Raw genomic sequence first — 20,663 nt, 5'->3', positions numbered from 1 at the left:
CATCCCGGGCCGTCCGTCTCAGAAATGCGGGTCAGTCGTTGTCGGTGATGGTCGCCGTCAGCGTCACCGGCACCTTCAGGTTCGCGCCGTCGACCTGCTGGATGACGGCGGTGAAGGTCTCGGCGGGCTCCTTGAGCTTGTCGTCGAGGATCTGCACCGGCAGCTCGCCGGTGGTCTTGCCCGGCTCGATGTAGCCGCCGACGGACCGGTCGACCGGTCCGCTGCCATCGTCCTTGGCGAAGGTGTAGTCCTTGCGGATCACCGCCGTACCGTCCTCGAGCACACCGTCGAACGAGACGAACTTGTCGCTCGGTGCCGAGAGCTTGACCGGGAAGTTGACCTCCTCGGTCTTTTCGACCGTCTTCAGGTTGCCCAGCGTCAGCGTGGGCGTCGGGTCGTCGTCCAGCACGAGACCGTGGCCGAAGGACCCGTCCAGCAGACCCTCGTGCGGGGCTGACAGCACCAGCTCGAACGGCAGGTCGTAGCTGTCCCGGGTGTTGCTCTTGACCGGCACAGTGACCTTCTGCCGCGTTTGGCCCGGCTTGAACACCAGCTGCTTCGCCACCGCTCCGACGGTCTGGCCGAGGTCGCCGTTCGACTCGACGTACACGCTGACCGGCCGGATGCTCGGCCGCGACATGGTCACCCAGAAGTCGAGGTTCTGCGTGCCCTGGTTGCCTTCCTTGACCGTCACGCTCGACGCGGACAGCTTCGGCAGCACTGCCGCAGGGGCAGAGAAGCCGAGGCTGGGCGACGAGAAGGTCAGGTCGCTCACGTACGCCGACCCGGTCGCGGCCTTGTCGGTCCGCAGCTCCACTGCCCGCACGTCCCGCAGGTCCACGCCCTTCAGCGTCGCCAGCGGGATGCGCACGGTCCGCAGCATGTTCTTGGGCAGACCGACGTCGTTGTTGCCCGGCATCCGCACCAGCGCGTCGCTGACCGACGAGACCGGTACGACGGCCGCACCGCCGTGCCCGTCAACCACACGGACGCTCAGGTCCGTCTTCGGAGCACCAACCGGGTCCGGTGCGGCCCGGAACGACAGAGCGGCGTACCGACGTACGTCGCGCTGTGCTGCCGGTACGGCGATCCGCACCACGCCGTTCGTCCCGGTCCAGGTCAGCTTCGTCACCGCAGTGGTCGGCGTCTTCGCAGCGAACCATGCAGCGACCCAGTGCGGTGCGTTGGCCCAGTCGTCCGACACCATGCACGCCGGTGTGGCAGCACGTGCAGGCGTCGATGGGCTTACGCCGGCGCACACCGTCGCCTTGACCTTGCCGGTGACAGCTCCGGCCGGCAGCGCCGTGTCCAGGTGATTCACGTCCCGCCGCGTCGCCAGCGGCTCCTGCGACACGACCCGTACGACGGCCTTGCCCGCCGACGCCGCCCGCGAGTCCGACCCGTCGAACTGCGGCAGGAACTGCTTCTCGTGGCCGAGCTGCAACCGGAAGAACCCGGCGATGTACGCCGTACCGACCGCCTGCTGCTCCTTCGGGGCCAGCCGTCCCGCGTACTTGGGGCCGCACGGCGACTCGCTGCCCTCACCACCCCAGTCGTCGTTGGACGGCGCGGTCGACTGCCCCGGTGTCCACTCGGTGTTGAAGAAGTTGTGGTTGGCGCCCATCACGGTCACCGTTGACCGCGGCGCGTTGTCGCCGGTCACGGAGTACCGCGTGTCGTCGTAGAACTTCTGGCCCTGCAGGTCCGACACGTCGCCGTCGCAGTACGGCAGCACGACGCTCATGGCCACACCGGGCACGGTTGCCCGGGCGAAGTCGGTCGGTGCGAGCGGCAGGACGGCGCGGATGCCGTACTGGCCCCCGCGGTCGGCGTTGAGCACCGCTGCGCGCGCTACGCCCTCACCACCGCGGGAGTGGCCCATCAGGCCGACGTTCTGCAGGTTCAGCTTGCCCACAAAGGCGTGGCGGAACGGACCGCCGCCGATGGTCGACCACTTCCTCCACAGCGCCAGGTGGTCGAGGATCAGCTCTGCCCGAGCCTGTGCACCGGCGTCGTACGCGCCGGAGTCCCAGCCGTTGATCGCGTTGGCGCTGATCGAGATGACCTGGTACCCGTTGCTCGCCAGGGCGGTCGCCGGAGCGTCGTACCCGCGGTAGCTCGGGATGGCCTTCATCCCGGCCGGGCAGGGCCAGGGCTTGTCGTTCTCGGACGGCGGCTTGGTCGGGTTGCCGTAGCAGACCTCGTGCCGGCCGTGCAGGAAGATCACGACCGGCCGCGGACCGACCGCCCCGTGCGGCGAGTACACCTTGCCGCGCAACTCGGACTTGTGTCCCAGACCAGGTAGGTAGACGGCCTCGTCACCGAGGTTGTACTCGGTGGTGTCGACCTTGTACTTGCCCAGCGCGCCCGGGTCCGACGGCAGCAGCGGCCCACGCCGCGCCTTCAGCCAGTCGGCATCGGTCGGTCCGGCCGTGGCCTTTGCCCGGCCCTTACCCACCGACTCCTTCCCCAGGTCACCGGACCACACCAGCCGTACGTCGCGGGCGGTCAGGACAGCCGGGTCGGTGCTGACCAGTGTCAGCGTCCGGCGGTCCGGCGACTGCCTGGCAACACCCAGCGGCTTGCCGTCGACCGCCAGCAGCGGTAGCGACGCGCGCATCGGCGCCGGCGCGTCCAGGCGCAGGCTCAGTTGGTAGCCACCGGCCACCGGTTTCACGTCCCAATGGTTGCCTTGAGCAACCGATGGCGGCTGGACTGGCGGGGCAGCCGTCGCGGTGAGCGTCCCCACACCCAGCAGTGCGACCATCCCCAGCGACAGACTGCGGGCGGCTCTGCCGATCACTCGCACAGTGGTCCTCTCGTTCGTCGTACACACGGACAACACAGACATCTCGGAAGACCTCCGAGGTGCGAGGAAAGTTGACCGGACTCCCCGCTCAGTCGTGTCTCAGTACGACGTCGGATTCGACTCGATCAAGCGATCAACTGGCGGAACGCGGTAGCGACCTCCGCCGGGTGCTCCATCTGTGCGACATGGCCGGACTGCGGCAGGTACAGCAGGCGTGCATTCGGGAACGACCGCTGCGCCTTGGTGCGGATGCGGGCGTCCACGAGCCGGTCCTTGCCGCCGTAGACCAGCAGCACCGGACAGGTGATCGCAGCAGCATCCGCCCACAGCGAACGGCGCGGCCGGGCCAGCGCGGACCGCAGGATGCTGCGAGCGCCGTCCAACGTGACCTGTGGTCCCCACGGGTCCTCGTCGCGCCGGTGCAGCTCCGCTTCGTACGCCGCTCGCACCTCCGGCGGCAGCGCCCGCGGGTCACCGAACACCATCGCCAGCGACGCCTCGAACCGCCGCTCGAACGGCAGCCGCCTCGTCCGCTCGAGGACCGCGGGGCCCAGCCGCGGCGTAGCGAGCGCGCTGAACCAGAGAGCACTCGCCGACACCCGTGGGTGCGGCAGCGCGGGTGACACCAGAGTGAGCGACGCCACCAGGTCCGGTCGCTGGGCAGCCAGCGCCACCGACGCGGCTCCACCCATCGAGTTGCCGAACACATGCGCCGGTTGGTCGAACTCCCTCTCCAGCAGCTCGACCAGTACGGCCGCCTGCTCTGAGATGCCCGCCGACCCGGCCGGCGGCGTACGGCCGAAGCCGGGCAGGTCCGGTGCGATTCCGCGCACTGTGTCGCTGAGCATCAGGCCCAGCGCGGTCCAGTTGAGCGACGACCCGCCGAGGCCGTGCACGTAGAGCGCCGGTGGCAGGTCCGCTGCCGCTCCCGGCACGTCCCTGACCAGCAGATTCACCCCTCCGACCGGCACCTGCCGCTCCGGCCACACGCGCGCCGCCAGCGGCACCTCATCCCCGGTTACTGGCCCGTAACTCTCCACGTGACCCATGTTAGGCCGCCCGTTGGGTGGAAACTGGGACCCATGGCGGGTTCGCAGCAGCAGCTGACGACCGAGGTCGACGGGCAGACGATGAAGCTCACGAACCTCGGCAAGGTCCTGTATCCACAGACCGGGTTCACCAAGGCCGAGGTGATCGACTACTACCACCAGGTGGCCGAGCTGCTCCTGCCACACCTGTCCGACCGGCCGCTGACCCGCAAACGCTGGCCGGACGGCACCGAGGCGGCGTACTTCTTCGAGAAGAACGCACCCCGCGGTACGCCGGACTGGGTGCGGGTGGTGACGCTGCCGACTCCCGGTAGCTCGACCGGGCGCGACGAAGCCGACTTCGTGGTCTGTGACGACATCCAGACCGTGGTGTGGCTGGCCAACCTGGCCGCACTCGAGCTGCACGTGCCGCAGTGGCGGATCGGGCTGTCCGACGGCGGGAAGGACCCACAGGCCGACCTGATCGTGTTCGACCTCGACCCAGGCCCCGGGGCGACCATCGTCGAGTGCTGCGACGTAGCGCTCGCCCTGCGGGAACTGCTGGGGCACTTCGGTCTGGAGGGCTGGCCGAAGACCTCCGGGAACAAGGGCATGCACCTCTACGTGCCGATCGAGCCTGCGTCCTCGCGGCAGACCAGTGCGTTCGCCAAGCAGCTCGCGGAGCAGCTGGCGGAGGCCCTGCCGGAGAACGTGACCGCCAACATGACCAAGGCGCTCCGGCCGAACAAGGTGTTCATCGACTGGAGCCAAAACGCCAGCGCGAAGACCACGCTGGCGCCGTACTCGCTCCGCGGCTCCGACGAGCCCCGGGTGTCCACACCGATCGACTGGGACGAGGTAGCGTCGGCCACCACCCCGGAGGACCTCCGCTTCCTCCCCCACGACGTACTGGCCCGGATCGAGGAGTACGGCGACGTACTCGAGGGCCTGTACGACGATCCGAAGCCGCTACCGAGCTGAGCTGGAGGCGAGACATGAGCGAGACCGATTTCGAAGGCCCCGACTTCGACGCGGCCTTCGACGCCGAGCACGACATCGACGAGGAGACGCCGGAGACCGACGTACCCACCGAGGCCGACCCGGCGGACGTCGAGGAGCAGCGCCGCGAGGTGGCCGACGACGACGAGGACGACTACCGCTGAGTGCTGACCGGGTCTGGACCAATGCAGACCGATCTGGACCGGATGGCGCGCTGTCGGCGGGGAAGCTACTGACCAGGAGGACTGCTGGGTAGGATTCGGGGAACCGATCTTCGGTGACGACGCCGCCGGAGCGTAGTACCCCGCACGACCAGCACCACCGAAGGAGCCCGACGTGTCGACGACACCCGAGACCGCACCGAAACGCGGCAGCCGCCTCCCCAGGCTGGCCCGCCGCGCGCAGCTGCTCGAAGCTGCCCAGGAGGTCTTCGTCGCGAACGGCTACCACGCCGCCGCGATGGACGACATCGCCGACCGGGCCGGCGTCTCGAAGCCTGTCCTGTACCAGCACTTCCCCGGCAAGCTGGAGCTGTACCTGGCACTGCTGGACACCTCCTGCGACGCCATCGTCGCCTCGGTGCAGGACGCGCTGCGCTCGACCGAGGACAATAAGCAGCGGGTCGCAGCCACGATGCACGCCTTCTACGACTACGTGGCCAACGCGCAGGGCGCCTTCCGGCTCGTGTTCGAGTCCGATCTGACCAACGAGCCGGCCGTCCGCGAGCGGGTGGACCGGGTCACGCACGCCTGCGCCGAGGCGGTCTCCGAGGTGATCAGTGCGGACGCCGGGCTGAACCGGGAGCAGTCGATGGTGCTGGCGGTCAGCCTGGTCGGCATGGCCCAGGTCAGCGCGCGGTACTGGCTCGGCGCCGGCAACCCGTCGCTCCCGCAGGAGCAGGCCGCCGACATGGTCGCCTCGCTGGCCTGGCGCGGGATCCGCGGCTTCCCCCGCACCGACAGCTGAAGGTTCTGCTCTCGGCGGACGGGTGCGAGTCCGCTCACCGGAGCGGATAGGCTCGAAGCGTCCGGCGAGAGCCGCCGGCAGCGACGTGCCCGGAGGGTTTCGTGGAGGTCAAGATCGGCGTGCAGCACGCCAATCGCGAGTTGGTGCTGGAGAGCGACCAGTCTCCGGACGAGGTGTACAAGGCAGTGGCCGAGGCGCTGGACGGCAAGTCCAAGCTGCTGCAGCTGACCGACGACAAGGGCCGCCGAGTGATCGTCCCGTCCGACCGGCTGGCGTACGTCGAGATCGGCGAGGTGACCACCCGGAAGGTCGGGTTCGGCGCGATCTGATCCCGGTCCGGACACAGTCGCGCGTGTCCTGGGTACGCAGTGCCACCGAGGGGGCACGATGGCGGTAAGACCTGCGTCGTGAATGGTCTGGTATGTCACGGGGCACCAGTGGGACGCAGGTCAGCCACCCCCTCTAGGAGGAACCGTGGGTTACTGGATCTGGATGATCATCGTCAGCCTCATCGCGGGCATCATCTTCGGGCCGCTGGCCCGGCTGGTGCTCCCCGGCAAGCAGAACATCAGCCTCGGCTGGACCATCCTGGGCGGCGGTATCGGCGCCTTCATCGGTGGTCTGATCGCCTACTTCCTCGGTGTCAAGGACACCTCGGGCCCGGACTGGATCCAGTACCTGATCCAGATCGTCTGCGCCGCGATCGTCATCGCCATCATCTCGGCGCGTAACAGCAAGCCCAGAGCCGCCTGACCGCACCGGCACCACCAAACGGCCGCCGCCCCACCCGGGGCAGGCGGCCGTTGCCATCCCTTCCCCCCGCCGAACAACCCACCAGCCCAGTGGCCAACCCCAACTCAGGGGGCAACCCACCAACTGAGGAGATGCCCACCGAGGTGGAGGGTTGCCCGCTGAGCTGGAGGGTTGCCCGCTGAGCTGGAGGGTTGCCCACCGAGAATCTGAGTGGGCAACCCTCCAGCTAAGGGGATGCCCATCGAGTTGGAGGGTTGTCTCCCGGGGCGCAAGAGGCGGGGTTGGGCGGTGGGGGTGGTCAGGCTTGGAGGCCTAGCGCGGTCATACGGGCGGTGTGGGCCTCGGTCAGGCGGGTGAACATCCGGCCGATGGCGGCCAGGTCCAGACCCGGGCGGTCGACCGAGCCGGCCAGCAGCGAAGCCAGGGAGTCGCGGTCAGCAGCGATGCGCTGCGCCTGGCTGAGGGCCTCGCCGACCAGACGGCGGCCCCAGAGAGCCAGGCGGCCGCCCAGCTTCGGATCCTCGTCGATGGCGGCGCGCACCCGGTCCACGACGAACTCGGCCTGGCCGGAGTCCGCGAACACCTCGAGCACCAGCGCCCGCGTCTCGGCGTCCACGAACGACGCGATCTCGCGGTAGAAGTCGTTCGCCAGGCCGTCCCCGACGTACGCCTTGACCAGGCCCTCGAGCCAGTCCGACGGCGCGGTGTGGTCGTGGAACGCGTCCAGCGGTGTGACGAACGGCGTCATCGCCGCCATCGGGTCCACGCCGAGCGCGACGAGCCGGTCCCGGAGCTGCTGGAAGTGCCCGAACTCGGTGGTCGCCAGCGCGGCCAGCTCCGCCTTGTCGTTCAGCGTCGGGGCGAGCTTGGCGTCCTCCGCCATCCGCTCGAACGCGGTCAGCTCGCCGTACGCGAGCACTCCCAGCAGATCCACCGCCGCGGCCCGGTAGGCGGGATCATCAAAGGCCGTCTGCTCCATGCGCCGCACCCTATCTCCCGGAGACCGCACCTGGGCGCAGGCTCCGGACAGTGGCGCAAACCACACGAAGCGGCGTTGACAGGCTGAGCGGTTACACTGGTGGGCGATTCGCCGGTGACGCGCCCAGATGGGCAAGCTGGTGCGAGGTGCTTGCACAGTGTCCCCGCGCCTCACGATCGGGGTGAGATACCCCAGGCGCCCGGCCACTGAGCACACCTGTCCGTACAAGCATGAAGAGGCGATCAGCCTGACCACCTTCCGAGAGCTCGGCGTGCTGCCCGAGATCTGCGACGCACTCGACCGCGTCAACATCACGGAGCCGTTCCCGATCCAGGAAATGACGCTCCCCGTCGCGCTGATGGGCACCGATCTGATCGGGCAGGCCCGCACCGGCACCGGCAAGACCCTCGGCTTCGGCATCCCGTTGCTGCAGCGCACCATCTCCCCCGGCGAGGCCGACTACGAGGAGCTGGCCGCTCCCGGCAAGCCGCAGGCCCTGGTCGTCACCCCGACCCGTGAGCTGACCGTCCAGGTCGCCAAGGACCTCGAGATCGCGTCCACCGTGCGTACCGTGCGCGTGCTCACCATCTACGGCGGCGTCGCGTACGAGCCGCAGCTGGACGCGCTGAAGAGCGGCGTCGACGTCGTCGTCGGTACGCCGGGACGCCTGCTGGACCTGGTGAACCGCGGCGTCCTCGACCTCAGCCACATCAAGGTCCTGGTCCTCGACGAGGCCGACGAGATGCTCGACCTCGGCTTCCTGCCGGACGTCGAGCGGATCCTGCGCAAGACCCCCGAGCTGCGGCAGACGATGTTGTTCTCGGCAACGATGCCGTCGGCCGTGATCGGCCTGGCGCGCACCCACATGCGGCACCCGCTGAACATCCGGGCGGAGTCGCACGAGGACACCCAGATGGTGCCGACGACGGCGCAGTTCGTCTACCGCGCGCACGACCTGGACAAGCCGGAGGTCGTGGCCCGCATCCTGCAGGCCGAGGACCGCGGCCGGGTGATGATCTTCTGCCGGACCAAGCGCGAGGCGTCCCGGCTGACCGAGGACCTGCAGGACCGCGGGTTCAAGGCGGCCGCGATCCACGGTGACCTGAACCAGCAGGCCCGCGAGCGGGCGCTGACCCGGTTCCGCGGCGACAAGATCGACGTACTGATCTGTACCGACGTCGCGGCCCGGGGCATCGACGTCGAGGGCGTCACGCACGTCATCAACAACACCTGCCCCGAGGACGAGAAGGCCTACATCCACCGGATCGGCCGGACCGGGCGCGCGGGGGCGAGCGGCATCGCCGTCACCTTCGTCGACTGGCCGGACCTGACCCGGTGGAAGGTGATCAACAAGGCGCTCGACCTGCCGTACGACGAGCCGCAGGAGATCTACTCCACGTCGCCCGAGCTGTACCACGACCTGGGCATCCCGACCGAGGCCAAGGGCCGGATCCGTCCGGCGCGCGAGGTCAAGGACGTCCGGGAGACGCGGGACTCGCGGGTCTCGCGGGACGACCGGGCGCCGAAGCGGGACGACAGCGAGCGGCCCGGCCGGAAGCGGAACCGTTCCCGCAAGCGCACCCGAGCCGGCCAGCCGGTCGAGGAGCACGCGGACGTCACCAACCACACCCAGGTCCCACCGGCCACGGAATCCGTACCGGAGCCCACCACGGACTCCGCCCCGGCCGACGCCGACCGCAAGCCCCGCAAACGCACCCGCACCCGGAAGGCGGCCGCGGCCGAGCCGGCTGCCGAGGCTACTACTGCCCCTGCCGAGTTGACTCCTGCCTCTGCTGAGGTGACTGCCGCGCCTGCCGAGGCTCCCGCCGCGGAAGCGCCGGTGAAGCGCGCCCGCACGCGGACCCGCAAGGTCGCCGAGCCCGAGGCAACTGCAGCCGAAGCCCCGACCGAGGAAGCACCGGCGAAGCGCACTCGGACCCGGAAGACGGCGCAGACGAAGGCCGCACCCGAGCCGACCGCCGACGAGACCCCGGCACCGAAGGCAGCAAGGAAGCGGTCGCCTCGCAAGGCCGCGGCACCGGTGGTACCGGAGCCGGGCAGGACCACCCCGATCTTCAGCGCCCCGGAGTAACCCAGCTCACCGCACATCCCACTTCACCGTTTCCGAACGGTGATGTTGGGGTGCAACGTCCTGTGCCTTCTCGGGCGTCCTTGGGGAGACCGAGAGAGGGGTTGGGTATGCGGTGGAGTAGGGGTTGGGTTGTGGTGGCGGGGGTGATGCTGCTGGCGGGGTGTGGGGCCAGCGGTCATGGAGATTCGGCCAGTGGAACCAGCAAGGCTGATGAGCCGGCGCAGGTGCCGGCCGCGCAGTCTGCGGGCGCAGGTGAGTCTGACTCGAAGAGCAACAGTGGCGTGCCTCAGGCGCCGGTCAAGGGGCAGGAGCAGCCGACTGTCACCCGGGCGATCATCAAGACGGGGTCGCTGACGGTCGAGGTCGAGGATGTGTCGGCGGCTCGCCTCAAGGCGATCACCGCGATCGATGGGCTCGACGGGCAGGTCTCGGCCGAGGACACCGGCGGCGACCCGAACGGCGACATCAGCACCGCGAACCTGGTACTGAAGGTCCCGACGAAGTCGTTCGACACCGCGATCCAGCGGCTGTCCGAGCTCGGCAAGCGGCTGCAGATCCATCAGGAATCCAGCGACGTCACCGAACAGGTGGTCGACGTGGCCAGCCGGATCGAGTCCCAGCGCGCGAGCCTGGACCGGATGCGGGCGCTGATGGGCAAGGCGAACACGGTCGGCGAGATCGTGTCCGTCGAGAGCGAGCTGACCCGCCGTGAGTCCGACCTCGAGTCGCTCCTGGCCAAGCAGAAGAACCTCTCCCTGCAGACCGATCTCGCCACGCTCACGTTGACCCTGAGCAAGAGGGGCGAGCCACCGGTGACCACGGTCCAGAAGGACGACACCGGCTTCGTCGCCGGCCTCAAACACGGCTGGAAGGCGTTCACCGCGGTCTTCTCCGCGCTGGCGACCGCGCTCGGCGCACTTCTCCCGTTCCTGATCCTGCTCGCGCTGATCGCCGTACCGCTCTGGCGGTTCCGGCACCGGCTGCGCCGTCAGCCAAGACCAACCGCTGAGCCGAGCGGTCAGTAGTTCACAGCAGCGCGCCGGCCAACGCCCGGTAGGCCTTGGCCCCGGCGGAGGCCGGCGCGGTGCTCAGGATCGTCGCCCCGATCGCGGGCGCCTCCGCGAACCGGATCGACTTCGGGATCGCCGGCTCCAGCACGTCCAGCTGGTACGTCTCCGCGATCGTCTCGAGCACCGCGCGGGCATGGGTCGTCCGCCCGTCGTACAGCGTCGGCAGCACGCCCAGCACCCGCAGACTCGGGTTGGTCAGCCGCTGCACGTCGTGCACGGTGTCGAGCAGCTGCCCGACGCCCCGGTGCGCCAACGTCTCGCACTGCAAGGGAATCAGTACGTCGGACGCCGCGGACAGCCCGTTCACCGTGAGCAGTCCGAGCGTCGGCGGGCAGTCGACGATGATCCAGTCGTACGACGAACGCAGCGGGCGGAGCGCGGTCCGCAGTACCTGCTCCGGACCGCTCTCGCCGGCCAGCTGCACCTCCGCGGTCGCCAGCTCGATCGTCGCAGGCAGGAGGTCGGGCGCATCGTCGAACTCGACCAGCACGTCCCGCGCCTTCACCCCGCCGAGCAGCACGTGGTGGATCGACTTGTCGAGGTCCTCGGGGTCGACGCCGACCGAGAAGGTCAGGCACGCCTGCGGGTCCGCGTCGACGAGCAGCACCCGCTGCCCCAGCTCGACCAGGGCAGCGCCGAGCGTTGCGACGGTGGTCGTCTTGGCCACGCCGCCCTTCTGATTGGCAACCGCGAGTGTGCGAGGCACGCGGCCATTGTGCCGCACCGCTCATCCCCCTGGACCAGGTGGAGCGGTTACCCTCTTGACTTGTGAGTACGCCGCGCACGTTGACGCTGCCCGACGGGGTGCGCCCCGTGACCCTCGAGACCGAGCGTGGCTCGTTCGCCACGCTGACCGCGGTTCCGGACGTCGGCCGCCCGGTCGGCACGGTGCTGCTGGTGCCGGGCTGGACCGGCAGCAAAGAGGACTTCACCCCACTCGTCGACCACCTGGCCCGCTACGGCTGGCGTGCGGTGGCCGTTGACCAGCGCGGGCAGTACGAGACACCAGGCACGGACGACAGGTCGGCGTACACGCTGGCCGAGCTCGGCGCGGATGTAGTGGCGATGAGCAAGGCACTCGGCGGCTACAGCCAGCTCGTCGGACACTCGTTCGGCGGACTGGTCTCCCGAGAGGCCGTGCTGCTCGAGCCGTCGGTGTTCTCGACCATCACCCTGCTCTGCTCGGGGCCGGCCGCGTTTACCGACGAGCAAACGCTGCAGGGTCTGCAGATGCTCGCCTTCGGGCTCGACAACCTGCCGATCGAGCAGGTGTACGACCTCAAGCTCGACCACGACAGCAAGACCCCGAGGTACGTCGCTCCGCCGGAGGACGTGGCGGCGTGGCTGCGGAAGCGCTTCACCAGCAACGTGCCGGCCAGCCTGTCCGAGATCACCCGGCGGCTCACCGACTCCGAGGACAAGACCGACCAGCTCGCCAAGACCGGCGTCCGCACGCAGGTGCTGTACGGCGAGTCCGACGACGGCTGGCCGATCGAGGTACAGCGGGCGATGGCCGAGGCCCTCGGCGTCGAGCCTGAGGTGGTCCCGGACGCCGGGCACTCCCCCGCCATCGACCAGCCCGCTGCCACCGCTCGCCTGCTCGTCGACTTCTTCCACGACGCCAAGAACCTCCCCGGTGCCGGAGCGAAACCTACGGCCTGAGGGCTGACGGCGCCGGCCACTCGCTGTTGGCGGCGAAGTGGTCGTGCCAGCGCAACGCCTGTGGGTCCGGCACGAAGTCGTGTCCGTCGGAGGTCGCGACGTACACGTCCGCGAGCGCGCCACGGGTGAACGTGACGATGTCGGACAGCCCGTCGCCGTCGAAGTCACCCGACCCGGGCACCTCCGGGCTGGGCGCGAAGAAGTTGTGCCACAGGTCGCCGTCTCCCGCGAACGATCCGCCGGTGGACGTGGCGACGTACACGTCACCGGCCGTACCCCCGGTGAAGGTCGCGATGTCGTCGCGCCCGTCGCCGTTGTAGTCGCCGACGTTCGGCGTCTCGGTGCCGACGGCGAAGTGCCCGTGCCACTTCCAGCCCCGGCCGAGGAACGACTTGCCGTCGGAGAGCGCGACGTACACGCTCGCGCTGCTCCCGCGGGTGAAGGTGGCGATGTCGTCCCGGCCGTCGCCGTCGAAGTCGCCGACGTCCTGGACCTCGGTTCCGAACCCGAAGTCGCCGTGCCACAACCAACCGTCGCCGTTGAACTTCGTGCCGTCGGAGAGCGCGACGTACACGTCTCCGGCGGTTCCGCGGGTGAACGTGACGATGTCGTCGCGACCGTCGCCGTTGAAGTCGCCGACCATCGGAACCTCGCCGTCGAGGGCGAAGTGGGTGTGCCAACGGGTGGCCGGCAGGTAGCCGTCGACGCCGTTGGACAGCGCGACCCACACCTCCTGCGCGGTGCCGCCGGTGAAGGTGATGATGTCGTCCCGGCCGTCGCCGTTGAAGTCACCGGTGGACGGGATCTCGTTGCCAAAGGCAAATGACGGGCGCCAGAGCTGTCCGTCGCCGTCGAAGCGGGTGCCGGTCGACTTCGCGACGTACACGCCGGCCTGATCGCCGCGGGTGAACGTCACCACGTCGTCCTTCCCGTTCCCGTCGACGTCCGACACGGTCGCGTGCTTCGCGGCGGCCTGGATCGCGTCCGAGGGCTGGCTCACGTTGCCCGCAGCGTCCACTGCGACAACCTTGTAGAACCTTTGTTGCCCGCCTCGCAGCGCCTTGTGCAGGTACGCCGGAACCGCCGAACTCCCCAGCAGGTTCGCCGCGGTGATCGGCACGTCAGCGCTCGGTCCCGCGTAGATCCGGTACGACGTCGCGCCCAGCACCGGACCCCAGTTGAGCAGCACGGAATGGTCTCTGGGAGTGGTTGCCAAGCCAGACGGTTTGGCCTGGTTGGCTGCAAGAGCGTACGGCGGGACGACGCTGGCAGCGAGGTAGCGGGCGGCGGTCCAGGGTGGCGCGGAGGCGGTTGGAGTGAGGGTGACCGTGACGGTGGATTTGCCCGCGGTGGCCGTAGCGGGGAGGGGGAACTGGTCTGTGAGCCAGCGCATGGTGCCGTTGCCGAGTTGCTGGTGCCAGGTGCCGACTGCGACACCGTCGACCGAGACTGTTGCCTCCTGGTCCTTGGCGGCCTGGTCGGCCGTGCGGTGCAGGATGACACCTTGGTTGGCGGCGTCGATGGTCAGGTGGAAGGTGATCGGCGCAGAGCCGGTGCGGACCTTGTCGGTGATCGGCAGGTAGTCGTTGTCGCCTTCGGCCACGCTGGTGAGGGTCAATTCGCTGCCGTTGTCGGCGTACCCATGGGCCGTGCGGTCAGCCGTGTCGCCCAGGTCGATCGCGTCCGTTTCGTGGGTGCTGACGGTCGGTTGGGTGTAGAGGAAGGCGGTCGAGCCGTAGTCGGCGAACCAGTCGTCCTGCTGGCCGTGCTCGATGCCGAAGCGGAACGACGAGTCGTACGACATCGACTCGTTGAGCAGCAGCCGGTAGACGGCATCGCACTCGCGCGGGCAGCCGGCGGCGCCCACCTCGTGCGCGGTGTTGCCGGTGAAGGCCGCGGTGAACGGCCCGCCGGCGAAATACCAACCGCCTTCGTAGAAGTCCTCTGTGCCGGTGCCGTGCTGCTGCGGGGTCATCGAGCCGTCGATGTAGACCCGCTCGTCGCCCTCGAGGTACTCGCGGTTCGTCCCCGACTCAGGGCCGATCGACATGGTCTGCGCGATGCCGACGAGCTTGCCGCGGCCGGTGAGGTCGGCGAACTGCCAGTCGTCGCCCCATGTCGTACGGCCGCGGTTGGAGACGGCAGTGAAGTACGCCGCGGGGCCGCCGGGCAGCAGGTCCGTGGCCCACTTGGCGTCCGGCGCGCTGGTGACCTGCACCTCGACGCTGCCGATCGCGACGCCGCTCTGGTTGACCAGCGAGACGGTCGCCGCCGAACGGTACGGCATCGGCCACCAGGTCGTGAACCAGCCGCCGGCCGCCGGATCGGCCGCGAACATCAGCGAGTTGACGGCGTACGCGCCGAGGCCGGTCCCGAAGAACTCCCCCACCGGCGAGTCGACGGTCGTCCGTCCGTCGAAGGCGATCCGCAACCGTAGCCCGGCCAGTACGGCGTCCGACGGCGTCGCGCCGACGAACCGCAGCTTCAAGGCGCTGATCGAACCCGGGCCGCTGACGGTGCCGAAGGCAACCTCTTCACCGTTGCCCACGGCATGCGTCTGCGAACCGGTGGTCGCGCCCGGCGCGGCCGGCTTCGGGTCCGTCGTACCGGCGGCGCGAAGCTTGCCGAGGACATCGTTGGCCTGGTCACTCATCGAGAACGTTGGCACGCCAACGGCATCCGGGAAGTGCCGGTAGTTCACGTGGTAGAACCAGGGGTTCTGCTGGACGACGATCTGCATCGACTGCCGGTACGGCATCGGCACCTTGATCTGGAACCCGCCGCCGGCCTGGCTCGCGTTCGACACCAGCGGATGCACGAACGGCGCGCCGAGGCCGCCGTCGGTGACGTCCTTGAGCGAGCGGTCGACGACCGTGGTCCCGTCCAGCGTGATCTTGATCGTCCCGGTGTCGGACACATCCGGTACGCCGTTGCGCAGCCTGGTGGACCAGATCGAGTCGACCTGACCGGACCGAAGTCCTCGGCGATCATGCAGCCGGCCGCGGTCTCCCGCAGGCACGACGACGGTCCGCCGTCGTTGTTGCTCCCGTCCCGGGCGAAGCTGGAGAACTGCCGCGTGCTGACGCCCGGCGAGAGGTAGGGCAGCTTGTCGAGCTGCCGGAGGGTCTCCCATCCAATGGTGCCTTTGGCCGCGGGCGCTGCTGCCTCGGCTCGGACATCGGGGGACGCCGTGAGCGGTACGGCAAGGACGGCGGCAGCGACGACCGCGACGAACGGACGCATGGGAGTCTCCTGACGGGGCGGACAAGTAGGACCCGTCAGGAGACTCGCAGATGATTGAGGGAAATCGATATCCTTCTCACGCCGGTGGAAAGGATCAGCTGTGGTCAGGTGGGAAGCAGCCGGTCCAGATCATGGCCTTCGCGTCGCCGTCGTACCCGCCGGCGGAGACCGGCTGTCCGCGGTCGAACAGGTGGTAGATGTTCGACCAGGCCGGCAGGTCGACGCGGGTCCCGTCCGCCTTGACGATCACCGATCCACTGTCGATCGTCGCCTCCAGCGCGGCGTCACCCGAGGTGTTGACCGAGCTCACCACGGCTGGGCGGGACTCGACCGTCTTGGTCGAGAGGTCCCAGACGAGTCCGGACCAGGTTCCGTCCGCCAGCTGTTCCTTGCCGCCGATCCAGTTTCCGCGAATCTCGGTGGCATGGGAGTCCGTCCCGAGTTTGCTCGGCAGCGGGCTCGCCTGCGAGCGCCAGTCGAGCCAGACGCTGGCTGCGGTCCCGGTGGTCCCGGTGGTACCGGTGGTACTGCGCACGGTGCCGACCACGACACCCTTCTCGTTGATGTCGCCGGCCAGTGCGTCGCCCTTCGCCGCCAGCTGGATCGGGCTCTTGCCTGCCGGCCAGACCATCGAGACGAAGATCTCGGCGGTGGGGTCCCAGGCGTAGCCGACGATGTCACCGCGATTGTTGATGGCGCTCAGCGTCGGATCTTCCAGTCCGTCCGGCACCGGGACGGCCTTGTACGAGCCGTTCTCCCAGGTCCAGGCGTGCCTGCCGCCGTCCGCGCTGCCGGTCTGGCCGATCACCGTTCCGGAGTTGTTGACGTCGGTCGCCTCGCTCCAGAAGTCCGGTTCCGGGTCCAGCCACTGCGGCTTGCCGTCCGTCCACAGCACCGGGCGACTGGCGTACCCGCCACTGGGGCTCGGGTGCGTGCCCTCGCCGAGCAGGTACTGCCCGGTGTCGTCGCCGTGCTTCACCCACGACGACCCGCTCGCCGGGGAGCCTTCGGCCGGCGGCAGTATCTCGGCGCTACAAGCGAGCGTGGTCGCGTGAGCTGGAACGGTCAGGCCGGTCAGAAGCAGAGCAGCGGCAACGAGTTTGGCGATCACAAATCCCCCACCGTGTCACGGGTTGTCGTTCGCTGATGACACACACGATGACACGGCGCTGGGAGGGGTGTCCGGTGTTTCGATCCGGGTGGAATGGCCTCGTTGGGTTAGGTCGTGCCAGACACGGCCTAGTTGACGGGACGGACCGACGCCTCGATCCGGAGCAGGTCGAGGCCGATCGGGGCGAGGGCGGTCTTCAGCTCGGGCGTGTACACCACCACGGCCACGCTCGCGGGTCCGCCGTACAACCCGGGACCGCCGCTCGAGATGATGCCGAGGTCGCGGCGGCTCATCAGGTCGCCGACCGCGCCGGTGACCCGTGCCGCGTCGTTGCGGCTGAGGAGGACCGGGGCGATGCAGAGGTTGCCGTGGTACACCTGCTCGAACGCCTGCCGGAACACGGCCGGGTCACCGTGGGCGACGCCGATCATGACGACGACCGGGGCGTTGCGGCTGGAGCCGTCGGGGTAGCGGAGGATCGGGCCGTCGATCTGGTCGGCGTGGGCGGCGAGGAAGTTCGTCACCACGGCCGAATTGATGTTGCTCGGCCGGGGCTTCCAACCGCCGACGGGTGCCGGGCAGTTCGGCTCGGCGCGGTTGACGGGCGGCAGGGCGATCGGCGCAGACTGCTGCTGTACGTCGATGGTGTGGTCGTGCCAGATCCCGGTGAGGGTGGCGGTGCCTGTGCGGACGCCCTTGACGACCTTGGGGTCGGTGAGACCGTCGAGGTTCACACCGTTGAGTCTGATCGCGAACTGGTCGGTGCAGGTCGGCGCCGGCTCCTTGCCGGGCGCGTAGCCGATCAGTGGATCGACCAGCTGCGGGCAGTAGACGGGTGTCTTGCCCGGTGCGGCGATCACCTTGCCGGTCACGCGGACCTTGTCCCCGGGCTTCACCAGCAGCGCGTCGTTGTCCGGTGCGACTTGGTTGTCCTGGGCAAGTTGTTGGGTCGCTGCGGCCGGCGCCACGACGGCCGGCTTCGGCGTACTGTCGTGGTTCGGGAGGACGGTCAGCAGGCCCGCGCCGATCACCGCGACACTCGCCGCGACCAGGGCGGGCACCCAGCGGCGCGGCCGGCGGCTCCTGTAGTCGAGATCGGGCTCCGGTGCCGGTCCCTGATCCGCCCGCCAGCGAGCCCCCGCCCGCGTCAGCAGGTCGTCAACTTCGTCCGTCGGGTTCATTCGGTGAGCTCCAGGAGGGTTCGGAGCCGGGTGCGGGCGTCGGAGAGCGTGGACTTGACCGTGCCCTCGGAGCAGCCCATGACCGCGGCCGTGTCGGCGATCGACAGGTCGGCGAAGTAGTAGCAGTCGACGGCGAGCCGCTGCCGTGCCGCCAACGACGTCAGCGCGTGGTCGACGTCCATCCGCGCATCGAGGTCCGGCCGCGAGACGGGTCCGGTGTCCTCGTCCAGGTCGCCGAACGGCCGCAACCTGCGAGCCGCCTTTCGCGCCTGGTCGGCGGTGATGGCGAGCAGCCAGCCGGACGGAGTACCCCGGTCGGCGTCGTACTGCGCCCGCTTCCCCCAGGCCCGCGCCAGCGCCTCCTGCACGATGTCGTCCCGATCCGCCCCCACCGCGAGCCGCGCAGCCAACCGAGCCATCGCGGCAAGCTGCGGCCGCACCCACTCGGCAAACCCGGCCTCATCCGCAGGCGGCCCACCGACCCGCACCGCAGCAACCTCCCGCGTCATCGTCGGCATACCTGTACTACCCCCGATCCGCTTCTCGGTTGGCTCCCACCCGCAGTTCAACGACCCCCACCCCCCAAGGTCACCCCTCCGCCCCATTCCGTAACCACTTATCCACAGATCCCAAAACCCACCCCACAGCCCAAACCCAACTCCCTACCGTCGAAGTACCACCGATCTGGGGAGCAAACATGCCGCCCGCACCCGACGTACCCGAGCCGTCGAGCCTCTACGAGGCCTTCACCGCCCACGGGCCGCTCGAGTGGCCCGACGGCGCGGGTACGGCGGCTGCCATCGCACGGTTGTACGGCGCGAAGGCAACCCGAATGAGCCTCGAGATGCTCGACCGCGCTCTGACCGTCGAACCACGAATCACGACGGACTTCCTCAATTCGCTCCCGCCCACAGCAGTACCGCACCACCTGGACCGCCGGGTGAAGTCGCCGGAGTCGTTGGCCAGGAAGATTCATGAGGCGATGGAGAAGCGCAAGGGGTCGCTCCCTACCGACGTCCTGCGGTACACGGCTCTGACGGCTCGGCCTGACGATCTCGTGGAGACCTCTCGGCGGCTGGTCGACGCCTTGGAAGAGGTCGACTGGAGAGTGACGTTCGCGATGCAGTCGTACGCCGAAGGTTCCCGGTACAAGGGGATCCACGCCTACCTCGCCGTACCGGGGTTCCACCGGGTCGAGGTGCAGTTCCACTCCGCGGCGTCGGCGAAGGTCAAGGACCTGATGACGCGTTGGTACTGGATCGAGCGAGATGTGCGCGCGCCGCTCTCCGATCGGCTGGCAGCGCGGCAACAGTGCATCGACTTGTCGGCGACGCTCGCACCTCCGGCCGGAATCGACAGACTGGCTACGCTCGGTGGTCGTCCGGTCGTCGTCAACAACTACAGTGACGCACTGGAACAGGCATCACCCGGAGGCCGGAAAGCCCAGCAGGCGTGGCCTCCAGCAGAGCTTGAGCCGCAGCGCAGAGCGAACGATGGGAGAGCCCGATGAAGCTCTATTTGGTGACCGAAGAGGGAGAGCCTCGCTGGATCGCCGCTCTGCTGCACGAGAAGATGTATGGGTTTGTTGCGGACACTGGGATGTTTCATGACAACAATGCCTTGCGCAACGACTACTACATCGATCGCGAGTTCGACTACGAAGAGATCGGTACTGCGGAGGCTCGGCGACTGGTCGCTGCCGGGGTCGGGCAGGTCGACGAGGTCGAGGAGGCCGAGGTCTTGGCTGTTTGGCGGGCTGATCCTTCGCCCATCCCACTCGCCGATGTGCTCTCCATGGCTGCCGGCAGTCGCGGAGATTAGCGGGTTGGGGTGTAGAGCTGGGTTATTACTGATTCGATGGTGGGTTCGGAGAGGGTCAGGTCTTGGAGGGGGTAGTTGGCGGCTATTTGGGAGAGGAGGGGGGCGGCGCTGGTGGTGGTGGGGAAGGTTAGGTGCTGGCGCGGGCCCTCTACCTTGACCACGGTGGCGCCGGGGATGTTGATGGGTGGGAGGGAGGTGGCCAGGTCTACTACCAGGGTGCGGGGGGCGGACTGGCTGGCCTTCAGTTCGGGGAGGGTGCCGTCGAAGATCTGGTGGCCGTGGTCGATGACCATGACGCGGGTGCAGAGCGCCTCGATGTCGTCGAGGTCGTGGGTGGTGAGGATGATCGTGGTACGGCGGTCGGCGTTGATCTGGGCGAGGAACTCGCGGAGCCGGGCCTTGCTGATCACGTCCAGGCCGATCGTGGGCTCGTCCAGGTAGACGATCTCGGGGTCGTGGAGCAGGGCAGCGGCGATGTCGCCGCGCATGCGTTGACCCAATGAGAGTTGCCGGACGGGCACATCCAGCAGGTCGCCGAGGTCCAGCAGCTCGACGAACGTCGCGAGGTTCTCCCGGTGCCGCGCGAGCGGTACGCCGTACATCTTCTGCAGGACCGCGAACGAGTCCTTCAACGGCAGGTCCCACCACAGCGTCGTCCGCTGCCCGAAGACGACCCCGATGCGCCGCGCCAGCTTCATCCGGCTCCGCGAAGGGTCCACCCCGGCCACCCGGATCGACCCGCCGGACGGGACCAGGATCCCGGTCAGCATCTTGATCGTCGTCGACTTGCCGGCCCCGTTCGGCCCGATGTACCCCATCACCTCCCCCGGCTCGACGGTGAACGACAGCCCGTCGACCGCCCGCACCTCCCGCCGCGTCCGCCGCCACCCCACCCGCGACCGCACGGTGAACGCCCGCGACACATCCGACAGCTCGATAACAGCCACGA

The 20,663-nt window shown here is 68.9% G+C and carries 19 protein-coding genes; 10 read left to right on the top strand and 9 right to left on the bottom strand.

Annotated features, from left to right (window positions below; genetic code table 11):
- Positions 1–31 precede the first annotated feature (31 nt).
- Together AB0E69_RS22920 and AB0E69_RS22915 are read right to left on the bottom strand one after the other, a co-directional pair.
- On the bottom strand, positions 32–2,851 hold the full coding sequence (locus tag AB0E69_RS22920; RefSeq protein ID WP_360149354.1) for a Calx-beta domain-containing protein: 2,820 nt from the start codon (positions 2,849–2,851) through the stop codon (positions 32–34).
- An 83-nt stretch (positions 2,852–2,934) separates the two neighbouring features.
- Entirely contained in the window at positions 2,935–3,849 is a 915-nt protein-coding gene (locus AB0E69_RS22915) for an alpha/beta hydrolase (protein ID WP_360149351.1), read from the bottom strand.
- A gap of 42 nt (positions 3,850–3,891) precedes the next feature.
- On the opposite strand from AB0E69_RS22915, the gene ligD reads away from it, so the two are divergent.
- The 5 genes from ligD (at position 3,892) to AB0E69_RS22890 (ending at position 6,555) form a co-directional block, all read left to right on the top strand.
- Positions 3,892–4,818 carry a non-homologous end-joining DNA ligase gene (ligD, locus tag AB0E69_RS22910; RefSeq protein WP_360149348.1) on the top strand — a complete coding sequence of 309 codons (927 nt, stop codon included), beginning with the start codon at positions 3,892–3,894 and terminating at the stop codon, positions 4,816–4,818.
- Between the two features lie 14 nt (positions 4,819–4,832).
- A complete protein-coding gene (locus AB0E69_RS22905) occupies positions 4,833–5,000 on the top strand; it encodes a hypothetical protein (RefSeq protein ID WP_360149345.1) in 168 nt (55 codons plus the stop codon).
- 172 nt (positions 5,001–5,172) lie between these two features.
- Positions 5,173–5,802, top strand: coding sequence for a TetR/AcrR family transcriptional regulator (locus AB0E69_RS22900; protein ID WP_360149342.1), 630 nt, complete (start codon positions 5,173–5,175; stop codon positions 5,800–5,802).
- Positions 5,803–5,903: 101 nt separating this feature from the next.
- Positions 5,904–6,131 (top strand): DUF3107 domain-containing protein, encoded by a 228-nt coding sequence (locus AB0E69_RS22895; protein ID WP_360149339.1) that lies wholly within the window; start codon positions 5,904–5,906, stop codon positions 6,129–6,131.
- Positions 6,132–6,276: 145 nt separating this feature from the next.
- Complete coding sequence (locus AB0E69_RS22890) at positions 6,277–6,555, top strand: GlsB/YeaQ/YmgE family stress response membrane protein (protein WP_360149336.1); 279 nt, start codon at positions 6,277–6,279, stop codon at positions 6,553–6,555.
- A gap of 298 nt (positions 6,556–6,853) precedes the next feature.
- On the opposite strand, the gene AB0E69_RS22885 is transcribed toward AB0E69_RS22890, so the two are convergent.
- Complete coding sequence (locus AB0E69_RS22885) at positions 6,854–7,534, bottom strand: ferritin-like fold-containing protein (protein WP_360149333.1); 681 nt, start codon at positions 7,532–7,534, stop codon at positions 6,854–6,856.
- A 337-nt stretch (positions 7,535–7,871) separates the two neighbouring features.
- Here AB0E69_RS22885 and AB0E69_RS22880 point away from each other — a divergent pair, with 337 nt between their 5' ends.
- A complete protein-coding gene (locus AB0E69_RS22880; RefSeq protein ID WP_360150086.1) occupies positions 7,872–9,626 on the top strand; it encodes a DEAD/DEAH box helicase in 1,755 nt (584 codons plus the stop codon).
- 281 nt (positions 9,627–9,907) lie between these two features.
- Positions 9,908–10,651 carry a DUF4349 domain-containing protein gene (locus tag AB0E69_RS22875; RefSeq protein ID WP_360149330.1) on the top strand — a complete coding sequence of 248 codons (744 nt, stop codon included), beginning with the start codon at positions 9,908–9,910 and terminating at the stop codon, positions 10,649–10,651.
- A gap of 1 nt (position 10,652) precedes the next feature.
- On the opposite strand, the gene AB0E69_RS22870 is transcribed toward AB0E69_RS22875, so the two are convergent.
- Positions 10,653–11,402 carry an AAA family ATPase gene (locus AB0E69_RS22870; protein WP_360149327.1) on the bottom strand — a complete coding sequence of 250 codons (750 nt, stop codon included), beginning with the start codon at positions 11,400–11,402 and terminating at the stop codon, positions 10,653–10,655.
- A 62-nt stretch (positions 11,403–11,464) separates the two neighbouring features.
- Here AB0E69_RS22870 and AB0E69_RS22865 point away from each other — a divergent pair, with 62 nt between their 5' ends.
- Positions 11,465–12,358 carry an alpha/beta hydrolase gene (locus AB0E69_RS22865; protein WP_360149324.1) on the top strand — a complete coding sequence of 298 codons (894 nt, stop codon included), beginning with the start codon at positions 11,465–11,467 and terminating at the stop codon, positions 12,356–12,358.
- On the opposite strand, the gene AB0E69_RS22860 is transcribed toward AB0E69_RS22865, so the two are convergent.
- From AB0E69_RS22860 to AB0E69_RS22845, 4 genes are all read right to left on the bottom strand, one after another.
- Positions 12,348–15,377, bottom strand: a complete 3,030-nt coding sequence (locus AB0E69_RS22860) for a DUF2961 domain-containing protein (protein WP_360149321.1) — start codon at positions 15,375–15,377, stop codon at positions 12,348–12,350. The genes AB0E69_RS22865 and AB0E69_RS22860 overlap by 11 nt on opposite strands.
- A gap of 318 nt (positions 15,378–15,695) precedes the next feature.
- Positions 15,696–16,712, bottom strand: coding sequence for a hypothetical protein (locus tag AB0E69_RS22855; RefSeq protein WP_360149318.1), 1,017 nt, complete (start codon positions 16,710–16,712; stop codon positions 15,696–15,698).
- Between the two features lie 128 nt (positions 16,713–16,840).
- Complete coding sequence (locus AB0E69_RS22850; RefSeq protein ID WP_360149315.1) at positions 16,841–17,893, bottom strand: hypothetical protein; 1,053 nt, start codon at positions 17,891–17,893, stop codon at positions 16,841–16,843.
- Positions 17,890–18,411 carry a sigma-70 family RNA polymerase sigma factor gene (locus AB0E69_RS22845; RefSeq protein ID WP_360149312.1) on the bottom strand — a complete coding sequence of 174 codons (522 nt, stop codon included), beginning with the start codon at positions 18,409–18,411 and terminating at the stop codon, positions 17,890–17,892. The genes AB0E69_RS22850 and AB0E69_RS22845 overlap by 4 nt, the downstream gene beginning before the upstream one ends.
- 179 nt (positions 18,412–18,590) lie before the next feature.
- On the opposite strand from AB0E69_RS22845, the gene AB0E69_RS22840 reads away from it, so the two are divergent.
- Together AB0E69_RS22840 and AB0E69_RS22835 are read left to right on the top strand one after the other, a co-directional pair.
- Positions 18,591–19,403: a hypothetical protein gene (locus tag AB0E69_RS22840; RefSeq protein ID WP_360149309.1), complete on the top strand. Its 813-nt coding sequence runs from the start codon at positions 18,591–18,593 to the stop codon at positions 19,401–19,403.
- Positions 19,400–19,714: a hypothetical protein gene (locus AB0E69_RS22835; RefSeq protein ID WP_360149306.1), complete on the top strand. Its 315-nt coding sequence runs from the start codon at positions 19,400–19,402 to the stop codon at positions 19,712–19,714. The genes AB0E69_RS22840 and AB0E69_RS22835 overlap by 4 nt, the downstream gene beginning before the upstream one ends.
- Here the strand turns inward: AB0E69_RS22835 and AB0E69_RS22830 are convergent.
- On the bottom strand, positions 19,711–20,661 hold the full coding sequence (locus AB0E69_RS22830) for an ATP-binding cassette domain-containing protein (RefSeq protein WP_360149303.1): 951 nt from the start codon (positions 20,659–20,661) through the stop codon (positions 19,711–19,713). The two genes, AB0E69_RS22835 and AB0E69_RS22830, sit on opposite strands and share 4 nt — an antisense overlap.
- Positions 20,662–20,663 lie beyond the last annotated feature (2 nt).

Origin of the sequence: Kribbella sp. NPDC026611 (assembly GCF_040638345.1) — a bacterium.
Taxonomy (GTDB): domain Bacteria; phylum Actinomycetota; class Actinomycetes; order Propionibacteriales; family Kribbellaceae; genus Kribbella.
The sequence above is the reverse complement of the archived record's forward strand: the minus strand, read 5'-3'. Positions and strand labels throughout refer to the sequence as shown.